Below are 12,275 nucleotides of genomic sequence, written 5' to 3' on the forward strand. Positions count from 1 at the left end.
GCAACGCTCAGGCGCGCAGTCCGATTGCGTCGTCATCGGACGATGCAGTCGCGTCGTCCGGCGTCAGGCGCGGTCGGGAGCCCATCGAGGCTGCTGCGGGCGTCGCCCGCAACAGCAGCCCGACCAGCTCCGCCTGTCGGCGGGTACCGGTCTTCGACATGATGTCGCGTATACGTGAGCGCACAGTCAGCAGCGACAGGCCCAGGCGGTCCGCAACTTGTGCCGCGCGCAGGCCGTCAGCCAGCAGCACGGCGGTTCGCGCCTCGGCCGGGGTCAGGCCGAATCTCATCGACAGCGCCCGATCATCCAGTTGCGGTCGCTCGTCCGGGTCGTGGATCAGCACGGCAACCAGTGGCAGGCCGTCGCTCACCAGCAAGTGCCGGTTCGACGGGTGAACCGGGCTGATCAGCAACTGCGTGACGTTGGGGCTTTGCGTCGAGCGGCATTGCAGCTGCCCGCCGGCGTGGAGCCATTGCCGGGGTGTACTGACGGCAGTGCGGCGCAGGATCCGTTGCAGGCGACGATCGGCTTCGGCATCGCAGGCCTGCAGGCTTCGGCCCTGCAGGCGCAAGGCCGTTCCGCGCCGCAGGATCGATTCGGCGCCTTCCGTCGCATGGACCAGCCGACATTCGTGATCAAGCAGCACGAACGGCAAGCCATTCTGCGCCAGCCGGATAGTGGCGCCGTTGCGCGTACGCTCCTCCTCGATGTGTTTGCTCATCGCCAGCGCGCGCCGCAGATGCGGCACGATCTGCTCGTTGAACAGGCTCTGCTCGCCGCGCCCATAGTGCCCGGCATCGCGTGTGCGCTGGATCAGGAATTGCACCTTGAGGCCCCGACTCTGGTAGACGGTACCGCACATCCCATGTGTGATGTCCTGCGGTCCGGCCCAGTCGTTGTAGAACTCGGTGCGGTAGAAGCGGGGCTGCTTGACGCTGAAATCCAGGTAGGTGGAATACAGCAGGCCCGACGGTTTGTTGCGCAGCTCCGGCCGCCATGGGCACTTGTTGACGAAGTACCGCACGTATTGCTCATGGTACTGATCGTCGATGTTGTGCTTGATGCTTGAATGCACCGCATCGGCACGTTCGTTGAGCACCAGCATGCGCGCCGAGCGCGAGTCCGACAGCGAAATTGCTTCGGCGAGCACCGTCTCCCACTGCTCGGGCTCCAGAGCCGCCTGATAGACGCGCTCGATCAGGTCGGGCAGCCGTCGCTGCATTTCGGTCAGTCGTTTTTGCGCATCGAAATTCATGCCCTCGCCCCCGTCGATTTGACGTCTTTCCCTTTTAGTATTAACACAGCAATTTGAAAGCTTCCTGATCTGGATCATGCAAAATGAGTGAAAATGTTTGCCGATAGCTTGAAAATGACAGCGGATATCGTGCCGGGCGCCGACGGTGTGCAGCTCGCTCGCGAACAACGCGGCAGTGCGCCGCGGTACCTGCTGCTGGTTCATGGCTGGTGTTGCAACAGTCAATTCTGGGCGCCGCAAGCCGAAGCCCTGGCCGACACCTGCACGACCGTCACGGTCGATCTGGGCGGCCACGGAAACTCCCGGAATACGCGCCAGCGCTGGGATCTGTCCAGCTTTGCCGAGGACGTCGCCGCCGCGGCACAAGGCCTCGATGGTCCCATCGTTCTGGCCGGACATTCGATGGGGGGTGCGGTCGCCATGCTGGCCGCTTCCAAGCTCGGCGAGCGCTTGCGCGGCGTGATCCTCGGCGACACCTTCAGCTTCGATTGGGGGCATGTCGCCGAAGATCTGCAGACCGGGTATCTGGCGGCGATCGACTCCGATCTGCCGGCCATGGTTGCCAACCTCGTTGATGGGGTTGCGCCTGCTGATCCTGACCCGCTGCTGCAACAGTGGCTCAAGCGCGAAATGGCGCGGCCCGATCCGCAAGTCGCCGTACCGGCCTTCGCATCGCTGCTGAACTTCGACGCCGACGCTGCGCTCGCAGCTCTGCCCGGGACACTGCCGATCCACGCGATCAACTGTCCGCAGGCCCATCCAGCACCGCGCGAGCGTTATGCCGACCGCATTTCCGAGAGCGTGCTCGATGACACCGGACACTTCCTGCAGCTGGAAAAGCCCGCCGAGTTCGCGGCCGCAATGCGCGAGCAGTCCGTGCGAATGTTCGTTGGCGGGTGAGCTTGTCCGCCCGGCGGCATTTTCCCCATCCGCGAATGAGCCGATGCAGCGTGCATAGTCGCAGTGGCACATCGCGATGGCGCAGCGGCTCGTGCAGCTCGATGCACGGGTTCGGAAGCTGTCGGTGTCGAGGCGGTGCGGACCCCACACCGGCATCGGCGAGCCGATGACTGCGGGTGCCCCCGGCTACCGTGCTTGCCGGGACGGTCGTCGGGTCGCTGTTGCGACGTGTCACAGGACTCTGGCGCCGCCTCCTTCGGGGCTGTCGGCCCCTGGCTCACAAGCCGGTCATCGTCATCCGCGGCAGGTGCCATGCGTCGCAGCATCGTCTCCCGATTCTCTCCGGGCGCCACCTCACGACAACCCCAATTTTGGGGCTGCGCCAGGGCGGCGTTCTTTTCCATGCTCTGCCCAAGGGTGAGGTCGGTGCACCAGTGCGGTGTCGATCTCCGTCATTCGACCTGGGTTTGAGGATCAGAATCATGAAGCGAGCATGGGGGTGGTTGCCTGCGATCACAGTGACGGCTGGATTGTTGGCTTGCGGCGGGGGCGCTTCGAGCGGCGATGCCGGGGGCGGTTCCGGCGACGATGGTTCGGGCGGTGGTGGTTCCGGGGCAAGCTACGACTACAGCGGCATCGTGACGGCGCCGTCGATGGACGTTGCGATGCTGCAGTCACCCTCGATGCTGGAGCAGGCTTTGTCGTTTGTGGTACCGAGCGCCGCGGCGACGGTGAGCGGCCTGCAGCCGGTTTCGCAGGCCACGGTGGAGCTCGTCGATTTGGATACCGACCAAGTATATGGGACGGCGGTAACCGACAGCAGTGGCACCTACGAGCTGAGCGGCACGGCGGAGCCGGCAGGCAATCTGGTGCTGCGCGTACAGGGCAGCAATACGATGCGTGCTCCGGCAGCGTCGGCCGCCGTTGACGTCAATCCGGTGACGGAAACGGTCGTGCGAAGCATGGTCGACGCGGTAGCAGCGGGTGAACATGCCTATGCTGATTACGTGCCGGCACAGCTGGCAGCCAGCATGACGTATCTGCTCGATCAGGACGTCGATCTGAGTGATACGTCGACGATCGAGGACGCCATCAGCAAGTACGAGCACGCGGTCGCCGATCTCGACACGGTGGTCGACGATGCGACGATCGCCGCGAACAGCGGTTTCGGCGGCACCTACGGTGTTCTGGGCGTGGCAACCGAAATGTTCGCGCTCACCGGGCGCACCGGCAAGAGCGACAACGGTTCGGTATCGGTGGGTACCTATGGCCTGTCGATTGCGTTCGGCGACGACAAGCTGACGCCCACGGGCTCTTCAGAGTTTCGTGAACTCGGTCTGTCGGCGGCGGACGGCGGTGTCACGGTTTCCAGGGAATCCTCGACCAATGACGAGAGCGGCAGCCTGTCCTATACGCGCAGCGGCAACACGTTCTACGCGGGAGGTTCGTTTGGTCTGACGTCTGCGGATGGCGAGGTGATTGTTGCCGACACGGGTGGTGCCGAGCAGACAACGCTCAGCAGCGGCGAAGACACGATCGTGCGTGACCGCAACTTGCTGATCGGGTTTCGCCAGCCGTCCGCGGGCGCGCCGACGTTGTCGGGCCACTATCACCTGATCGGCCTCGGCAGCGGCTTCTACTGGTCGGCCGGCAGTACCGGCGACAACGACTATCTGGAAGGTCTGCTGTTGTCGAATATCGGTGGCCTCGACATCAGCAACGGGACGGCAACGCTCGATGTCGACGAGTCCGAGACCGACGTACCGCTGAGCATCACCGACAAGCTGGTCCACCAGACGAACACGTCGAGTTTCTCGGCCCCGATCATGGCTGCCGCCGACGGCAGCGTGGTGCTGAGCGTTGGTGGCGACAACATCAGCGGTCAGGCGAGTGCGGACGGCGATCTGATCGCGTTCAAGGAGCTCGGCGACGAGGGCAGTCTGGTGCAGTCGCAGCTGTATCTCGCCGTGCGCAAAGGCAGCGGCTGCAGTGCCAGTACCATCGCCGGGTCTTATCGCACCATCGGCTATGGGCCCACGTTCGATACCGACAAGAAGCTGATGAATGTGTCCGGTTCGCATGGTGCGCTGGAGATTTCGAGCGGCACGGCGTCTTACTCGGGTACCGCGCGGGATCTCGATCTGGCCATTTCGACGTCGACCGACGGCGGCGAGACGCATTTCTCGACCTCGGCGGCCAATCACGGCAGCAGCGGCAGCGCCGAGGTGTCGGTCGCCTCGGACTGCACGGTGATGGCGACGATGGGGGGCGAGCAGATGACGGGCGCAGTGCTGCCTGACGGCAGCATGATGGTGCTGGTCGCGGCCAACGACAGCAGCGCCAAAGGGGCTCGAGACATAACGGTCGCCCTGCGTCGATAGCAGCCGGTCCCTGTCCGGCATGCGCGAGCCGCCAAGGCGCGGGATGGCGTGTTGCAGGCGTTCGATATCCGGGTGCCGGGTGTCGTAGACCACCTCATCGAGGCCGCCGGTCTCGACGACGCGGCCATCCGGTATGACCGCGATGCGGTCGGGAATCCGGGCGACGACGCCGAGCTTTTGCGTGACGGGAACCGTGGCGGTGCCGAAGCACTGCCGCGGTTCCTGCAGTGGACTGAAAATCTGTGCCTGCACGACGGAGCCCTGCGCCGTTGTCGGTTTGTCGACCAGGGTCAGAACTCAGCGGCTGCCGGCGATCGACGCCTGGCCGAGCTCTTCGCGCAGTGCCCGCGCTGCGGCCGACGCCGCGCGGTTCTGATGCCAGACGCAGCCGAGATCGCGATGCATCGCCAGTTCGGGAACCCGCAGGCGACGAATCGATTCGTCGATCATCGAATCCGGCAGCACGCTCCAGCCCAGGCCGATGCCAACCAGCATCTTCAGGGTTTCCAGGTAATTGGTCGCGAGCCGGATGCGGGGTGTCAGATCATGTTGCTGTAGCGCCTGCGTGACGATCCGTCGCGTGTAGGTGTTCTCGTCGGGAAACACCGCCGGGTGATCGGCGAGGTCGTGCAGGCGCAGGCGGCGCTTGCCAAGCAGCGGATGATTCGGTGCGACGACCACACTGAGCGGGTCCGGCCAGATCGTCTGCATCGTCAGTTGCGCAAGCGGTTGAGTTGGCAAGGTGACGATGCCGAGTTCGAGCTTGCCGGCGAGCACGCCTTCGCAGGCGACTTCCGAATCCATGAAGTGGATGTCGAGGTCGACCTCGGGATAGCGCTGCGTGAAGCTGCGCAACACGGGCGGCAACCGGTGCAGGCCGATGTGATGGCTGGTGCCGATCGACAGGCGGCCGGCGACCTGGTCGTGCAATTGCGAGAGCGCGCGGCGGCCGTCCTCGATGTCCTGCAAGGCCTTGCGGGCATATGGCAGCAGTGTGCGGCCGGCATCAGTCAGCCGCACGCGGCGACCGATGCGATCGAACAGCGACTGGCCGATCTGCTGTTCAAGCATCGTGATGCGCTTGCTGATCGCCGGTTGCGACAGATGCAGCGCGAGTCCTGCCTGCGTGAACGAACCACTGTCGGCGATTTCGATAAATGCGCTCAGTGCCTGCGTGTCCATCGATCGATCCCGAAGTTTTGATCATTCTATATTGGAATGAATTACATAAAAACGATTCATTGGAGTTATCAGTAACGCCCGCCTAGAATCGCCGCGCATCGAAGACGCCTTGCGCAGGAGAGAGCTGATGAGCGCCCGCACGCTGTACGACAAAATCTGGGATGACCACGTCGTCGAAGACTTCGGCGGCGGTTCCGCCCTCATCTACATCGATCGTCATCTGGTTCACGAAGTGACCAGCCCGCAGGCTTTCGACGGTCTGCGCCTCAACGACCGCAAGCCCTGGCGTCTGGCGGCGAACCTGGCCGTGCCGGATCACAACGTGCCGACCGTCGATCGCGCCAAGGGCATCAAGGACCCGATCTCGCGTGCGCAGCTCGACGCGCTGGACGCCAACTGCGCCGAATTCGGCATCACCAAGTTCGAGCTGATGGACCGCCGCCAGGGCATCGTCCACGTCATCGGCCCCGAGCAGGGCGCGACCTTGCCCGGCATGACGGTGGTCTGCGGCGATTCGCATACCTCGACGCACGGCGCGTTCGGCGCGCTGGCGTTCGGCATCGGCACCTCCGAAGTCGAACACGCGCTGGCGACGCAGACGCTGGTGCTGAAGAAGGCGAAGACCATGCGGGTGCGCGTCAACGGCCACGTCGGCCCCGGCGTCACCGCCAAGGACATCACGCTGGCGATCATCGGCCGCATCGGCACGGCCGGCGGCACCGGCCACGTCATCGAATACGCCGGCGAGGCGATCGAGGACCTGTCGATCGAGGGTCGCATGACCCTGTGCAACATGGCGATCGAGGGCGGCGCGCGCGCCGGTCTGGTCGCGGTCGACGACAAGACCATCGAATACGTGCGCGGCCGGCCGTTCGCGCCGCGAGCCGAGCACTGGGACGCGGCGGTCGCATACTGGCGCACGCTGAAATCCGATCCGGGCGCCAGCTTCGACAAGACCGTCGAGATCGACGCGGCGAGCATCCAGCCGCAGGTCAGCTGGGGCACGTCGCCGGAAATGGTGCTGCCGGTCGGCGCAAACGTGCCGGACCCGGCCGCCGAGGCCGATCCGGTCAAGCGCAGCGGCATGGAAAAGGCGCTCGCCTACATGGCGCTGCAGGCCGGCACGCCGATCGAGCAGATCGCGATCGACAAGGTCTTCATCGGCTCGTGCACGAATTCGCGCATCGAGGACATCCGTGCCGCCGCGGCGGTCGTCAAGGGACGCAAGAAGGCGGCGAGCGTGAAGTTGGCGATGGTCGTGCCGGGCTCGGGTCTGGTCAAGGAACAGGCCGAGGCCGAGGGTCTGCACCAGGTCTTTCTCGACGCCGGCTTCGAATGGCGCGAGCCGGGCTGCTCGATGTGCCTGGCGATGAACGCCGACCGCCTGGAACCGGGCGAGCGCTGCGCGTCGACGTCCAACCGCAACTTCGAAGGCCGGCAGGGTGCCGGCGGGCGTACGCATCTGGTATCGCCGGCGATGGCGGCCGCAGCGGGCATTGCCGGTCACTTCGTCGACGTGCGTGCGCTGTAGGCGACAGGAGAACCGAACATGCAAGCTTTCACCGTCGTCACCAGCCGCATCGCGCCGCTGGATCGCCCCAACGTCGATACCGACGCGATCATTCCCAAGCAGTATCTGAAGTCGATCCGCCGCACCGGTTTCGGTCCGTTCCTGTTCGATGACTGGCGTTACCGCGATCCGGGCGATCTGGAGATCGATCCGGCGACGCGCCGCGTCAATCCGGACTTCGTGCTCAACCAGCCTGCGCATCAGGGCGCGCAGATCCTGATCGCGCGCGACAACTTCGGCTGCGGCTCATCGCGCGAGCACGCGGTGTGGGCGCTCGACGACTACGGCTTCCGCGCCGTCATCGCACCGAGCTTTGCCGACATCTTCTTCTCCAACTGCTTCAAGAACGGCGTGCTGCCGGTCGTGCTGAAGCCCGAGGAAGTGCAGGCGATCTTCGAGGGTGTGGCGAAGAACCCGGACGCAGCGTTCACCATCGATCTGCCGGCGCAGCAGGTGAAGCTGCCGTGCGGCAATGCCTTTGCGTTCGAGATCGACCCGGTACGCAAGCGCAATCTCGTCGAGGGGCTCGATGAGATCGGCCTGACGCTGAAGAACGCCGATGCCATCCGCGCCTACGAGGCACGCCGTGCGCAGCAGGCGCCGTGGCTGTTCGCGTCATGAGCGCCGCGGCCGGACAGACCTGGGATGCCGACGCGTACGCGCGCAACGGCCGCTTTGTCGCCGATCTGGCGGTCGATCTCGTCGGCTGGCTGGCGCCGCAGGCCGGTGAGCGGATTCTCGATCTCGGCTGCGGCGATGGTGCGCTGACCGAGAAGTTGATCGAACAGGGCGCGCAGGTCGTCGGTGCCGACGCCAGTCCCGAGCTGGTCGCCGCGGCGCGCGCGCGGGGTGTCGATGCGCGCGTGATCGACGGTCAGCAGCTGGGCTTCGACGCCGGGTTCGATGCGGTGTTCTCGAATGCCGCGCTGCACTGGATGAAGCGTGATCCGGATGCCGTGCTCGCCGGTGTTGCGCGCGCGCTGAAAGCCGGTGGTCGCTTCGTCGCGGAGATGGGCGGCGCCGGCAATGTCGCTGCGATCCGCGGTGCGCTGCATGAGGTGCTCGCCGCGCGCGGTCATGACGCCGCGGCTGCCGATCCGTGGTTCTTCCCGACGCTGGCCGACTATCGCCGCCGCCTCGAAGCGGCCGGCTTCACGGTCACCGCGATCGAGAGCTTTGCACGACCGACGCTGCTGCCGGGCGACATCGGCGGCTGGCTGCGCACGTTCGCACAGGCATTCCTGGCGATCGTGCCGGAAGCCGAGCGCGATGCCGTCATTGCCGAAGTGCAGGATGCGCTGCACACGCGGCTTGCCAACCAGGCCGGGCAGTGGACGGCCGATTACGTGCGGCTGCGCTTTGTCGCGCTGAAGACGCCGCGCCAGTAGCCCATGGCTTTGCGAAGCCGGAAAGCGCACCCAACACTCGAAGAAGAAAACGAATGAGCAACAAGAAAATCCTGATCCTGCCCGGCGACTACATCGGCCCGGAAATCATGGCCGAAGCGGTCAAGGTGCTGGAGCTGCTGCGCGACGAAGGCGAGGCGATCGAGTGGAGCTTCGGCCATCTCGGCGGTGCCGCGTACGATGCCGAAGGCCATCCGTATCCGGAATCGACGCAGAAGGCGGCCCGTGCGGCCGATGCCATCCTGCTCGGTGCCGTCGGTGGCCCGAAGTACGACGAGCTGCCTCGCGAGGTGCGCCCGGAGCGCGGCCTGCTCGGCATCCGCAAGGATCTCGGCCTGTTCGCGAACCTGCGGCCGGCGCTGGCATTCGACGAACTCGCCGGTGCCTCGTCGCTGAAGCGCGAGGTCATCGAAGGGCTCGACATCCTCATCCTGCGCGAGCTGACCGGTGACATCTACTTCGGTCAGCCGCGCGGCCGGCGCACGACGGCCGACGGCCACGCCGAAGGCTTCGACACCATGCACTACAGCGCGCCGGAGATCGAACGCATCGCCCGCGTCGCGTTCGAGGCCGCGCGCAAGCGCAGCAAGCGGGTCTGCTCGGTCGACAAGGAGAATGTTCTCGAAACCTCGCGGCTGTGGCGCGAAGTCGTCATCCAGGTCGCCAGGGACTATCCGGATGTCGAGCTGACGCACATGTACGTCGACAACGCGGCGATGCAGCTTGTGCGCCGCCCCAAGCAGTTCGACGTCATCGTTACCGGCAACATCTTCGGCGACATCCTGTCCGACGAGGCGTCGATGCTGTGCGGGTCGATCGGCCTGCTGCCGTCGGCGTCGCTCGATGTTCACAACAAGGGCATGTACGAACCGATCCACGGCAGCGCGCCGGACATCGCCGGGCAGGGCAGGGCCAATCCGATCGCGACGATCCTGTCGGTCGGCATGATGTTCAAGTACACGTTCGACCGCGGCGATATCGCCGAGCGCATCGACGCCGCCGTCAAGCAGGTGATCCGCGACGGCAAGCGCACCGGTGACATCGCCGCAGCGGGTGAGGCGGTGATCGGCACGCGGGAGATGGGCGACGCGATCGTCGCAGCCCTGCGGCGCAAGTAAACAAGTCGGCGGATACGGCGCCAGCCGTATCTGCGCATCCGTACATCGAGAGAATGAAATGAAGAAGGTTGGTTTCGTCGGCTGGCGCGGCATGGTCGGTTCGGTGCTCATGCAGCGCATGCAGGAAGAGCGTGACTTCGCGCTGATCGAGTCGCATTTCTACAGCACGTCCAGCGCCGGCGGCGCGGGTCCGGTCATCGACGGCAAGCCGACGCCGGCGCTCAAGGATGCGAACAGCATCGAGGCCCTGCGGGCGATGGACGTGATCATCAGCTGCCAGGGCGGCGATTACACGAATGCCGTCTTCCCGAAGCTGCGCGACAGCGGCTGGAACGGCTACTGGATCGACGCGGCGAGCAGCCTGCGCATGAAGGACGACGCCGTCATCATCCTCGATCCGGTCAATCGCCACGTCATCGATGCGGCGCTGGCGCGGGGCGTCAGGAATTACATCGGCGGCAACTGCACCAACTCCATCCTGCTGATGGGCGTCGGCGGCCTGTTCCGTGCCGGTCTGGTCGACTGGGTCAGTTCGATGACCTATCAGGCGGCCTCCGGCGGCGGTGCCAATCACATGCGCGAACTGCTGAAGGGCATGGGCGTCGTCCACGCGGCTGTCGCCGATGAGCTGGCGACGCCGGCGTCGGCGATCCTCGAGATCGACCGCAAGGTTGCGGCGAGCATTCGCGAAGACGTGCCGACCGAATTTTTCGGCGCGCCGCTGGCGGGCGGCCTGATCCCGTGGATCGACGCACAGCTCGACAACGGCCAGTCCAAGGAAGAGTGGAAGGGGCAGGCGGAAGTCAACAAGATGCTCGGCAACGCGGCGCCGGAATCCGTGGTGCCGGTCGACGGTCTTTGCGTGCGCATCGGCGCCATGCGCTGCCACAGCCTCGCGCTGACGATCAAGCTCAAGCGTGATCTGCCGCTCGGCGAGATCGAGACCTTGATCCGCGGCGGCAACGATTGGGTCAAGTGGGTGCCGAACGACCGTGCGATCACCGTGAAGGAACTGACGCCCGCCGCGATCACCGGCGGTTTGCAGATCGGCGTCGGACGCGTGCGCAAGCTCAATCTCGGCCCCGAATATGTCTCCGCATTCGTGATCGGTGACCAGTTGCTGTGGGGTGCGGCCGAGCCGCTGCGGAGAATGTTGCGCATCCTGCTCGAAGCCTGAGCGATCGGCAGTGGGCGCCGCTAGAATGGCGACCCGACAACCCGTCCGGGCCCTGCACGGACGGGTTTTTCATTTGGAGCCTGCATGTCGAAGCGGTTTGAAATCGCGATCATCGGTGCCGACAGCCCGGTTGCCGAAGCCCTGATGGAGCTGATGACCGAGCGCGGCTTTCCGGTTGCCGAGACATCGGCGCTGGTGCTCGATCCGGATTCGGAAGCCGATGTCAGCTTCGCCGGGCGCCCGATCCTGCTCGACGATGCACGCAGCTTCGACTTTTCACAGGTGCAGCTGGCATTTCTTGCCGATGCCGATCCCGAGCTGACGGTGCAGGCCGAACGCGCGGCCGACGCCGGTGTCATCGTCGTCGATGCCAGCGGCCAGCAATGGCGCGATTCGGCGATTCCCGTCGTCGTACCCGAAGTCAACGCCGCGGCGCTCGCGCGCTACTCGGAGCGCGGTATCGTCGCCGCGCCGGATCGCGTCAACGTCGCGCTGGCGCCCGTGCTGTCGGCCCTGCACCAACTGTTCGGGCTGGAAAGCGTCAGTCTGACCGCCTTGCTGGCGGCGTCCGATGGCGGCCGAGCGGCGCTCGAGGACCTGGCCCGCGAGACGACGGCGCTGCTCAATGCACGGTTCTACGAGCGACGCCATTTTCCGAAACAGATCGCATTCAACGTGCTCGGTCAGGATGCCGACGCCGGCCTGGACGGGAGCACCGAGCGCGAGCGCCGGATCGGCGACGAACTGCCGGTCCTGCTGGGTTTGCCGAAGCTGAGGGTGCAGGCCAGTCTGGTGCCGGTGCCCGTGTTCTACGGGCATGCACTGTCGGTGCATCTGCGCTTTGCCGGCGCGGTATCGCTGGAGCAGGCGATCGATGCGCTGGCTGCGGTGCCGGGTCTGTCGCTGCAAGGCTCGCGGCTCGCCGACGACGGGCTGACGCCGGTCACCGACGCGTCGATGAATCCGCAACTCGGGGTCGGTCGCCTGCGCGCGGCGCGCGACGATCCACATGCGCTGGCGCTGTGGCTGACCGCCGACAATATTCGGCGCTGCAGCGCGCTGAACGCCATTGCCAGCGCCGAAATTCTGGTTCGTGACTATCTGGACTGAGCGCGGCACCATGGCGCGATGGTCGATCATCCAAGTCGCGTCGCGCAGCCAAATCAGGGCTTCACGGCCGGCCCGTCGGCGACTGCCGGCGCGGTTGCCGAGCATCGCCGATCCCGGGATTTTCGTCGGACAGTGGCCGTTTTGATAAATGATCGTGTATAAAAGGGCTTATACGC

10 protein-coding genes are annotated in these 12,275 nt (G+C 65.4%); 8 read left to right on the plus strand and 2 right to left on the minus strand.

Annotation, left to right across the window (positions count from 1 at the left end):
• Positions 1–7: 7 nt before the first annotated feature.
• Positions 8–1,333 (minus strand): helix-turn-helix transcriptional regulator, encoded by a 1,326-nt coding sequence (locus tag G7Y85_RS15630; RefSeq protein WP_166259253.1) that lies wholly within the window; start codon positions 1,331–1,333, stop codon positions 8–10.
• Between the two features lie 36 nt (positions 1,334–1,369).
• On the opposite strand from G7Y85_RS15630, the gene G7Y85_RS15635 reads away from it, so the two are divergent.
• Together G7Y85_RS15635 and G7Y85_RS15640 are read left to right on the plus strand one after the other, a co-directional pair.
• Positions 1,370–2,155, plus strand: coding sequence for an alpha/beta fold hydrolase (locus G7Y85_RS15635; RefSeq protein WP_166259256.1), 786 nt, complete (start codon positions 1,370–1,372; stop codon positions 2,153–2,155).
• A 371-nt stretch (positions 2,156–2,526) separates the two neighbouring features.
• Positions 2,527–4,536, plus strand: coding sequence for a carboxypeptidase regulatory-like domain-containing protein (locus tag G7Y85_RS15640; RefSeq protein ID WP_166259259.1), 2,010 nt, complete (start codon positions 2,527–2,529; stop codon positions 4,534–4,536).
• A gap of 297 nt (positions 4,537–4,833) precedes the next feature.
• Here the strand turns inward: G7Y85_RS15640 and G7Y85_RS15645 are convergent, their stop codons facing one another.
• Complete coding sequence (locus G7Y85_RS15645; RefSeq protein ID WP_166259262.1) at positions 4,834–5,718, minus strand: LysR family transcriptional regulator; 885 nt, start codon at positions 5,716–5,718, stop codon at positions 4,834–4,836.
• A 127-nt stretch (positions 5,719–5,845) separates the two neighbouring features.
• Between G7Y85_RS15645 and leuC the strand changes: the two genes are divergently transcribed.
• The 6 genes from leuC (at position 5,846) to G7Y85_RS15675 (ending at position 12,099) form a co-directional block, all read left to right on the plus strand.
• Positions 5,846–7,249 carry a 3-isopropylmalate dehydratase large subunit gene (leuC, locus tag G7Y85_RS15650; RefSeq protein WP_166259265.1) on the plus strand — a complete coding sequence of 468 codons (1,404 nt, stop codon included), beginning with the start codon at positions 5,846–5,848 and terminating at the stop codon, positions 7,247–7,249.
• A gap of 18 nt (positions 7,250–7,267) precedes the next feature.
• On the plus strand, positions 7,268–7,909 hold the full coding sequence (leuD, locus tag G7Y85_RS15655) for a 3-isopropylmalate dehydratase small subunit (protein WP_166259268.1): 642 nt from the start codon (positions 7,268–7,270) through the stop codon (positions 7,907–7,909).
• Positions 7,906–8,676 (plus strand): class I SAM-dependent methyltransferase, encoded by a 771-nt coding sequence (locus G7Y85_RS15660; protein ID WP_166259702.1) that lies wholly within the window; start codon positions 7,906–7,908, stop codon positions 8,674–8,676. The genes leuD and G7Y85_RS15660 overlap by 4 nt, the downstream gene beginning before the upstream one ends.
• A gap of 53 nt (positions 8,677–8,729) precedes the next feature.
• Positions 8,730–9,812, plus strand: a complete 1,083-nt coding sequence (gene leuB / locus G7Y85_RS15665) for a 3-isopropylmalate dehydrogenase (protein WP_166259271.1) — start codon at positions 8,730–8,732, stop codon at positions 9,810–9,812.
• A 58-nt stretch (positions 9,813–9,870) separates the two neighbouring features.
• Positions 9,871–10,989 (plus strand): aspartate-semialdehyde dehydrogenase, encoded by a 1,119-nt coding sequence (gene asd, locus G7Y85_RS15670; RefSeq protein WP_166259274.1) that lies wholly within the window; start codon positions 9,871–9,873, stop codon positions 10,987–10,989.
• An 84-nt stretch (positions 10,990–11,073) separates the two neighbouring features.
• Positions 11,074–12,099 (plus strand): aspartate-semialdehyde dehydrogenase, encoded by a 1,026-nt coding sequence (locus G7Y85_RS15675; RefSeq protein ID WP_166259277.1) that lies wholly within the window; start codon positions 11,074–11,076, stop codon positions 12,097–12,099.
• The last annotated feature ends 176 nt before the right edge of the window (positions 12,100–12,275 follow it).

The sequence above is a fragment of the Solimonas terrae genome (assembly GCF_011067135.1).
In the GTDB taxonomy this organism is placed as follows: Bacteria; Pseudomonadota; Gammaproteobacteria; order Nevskiales; family Nevskiaceae; genus Solimonas; species Solimonas terrae.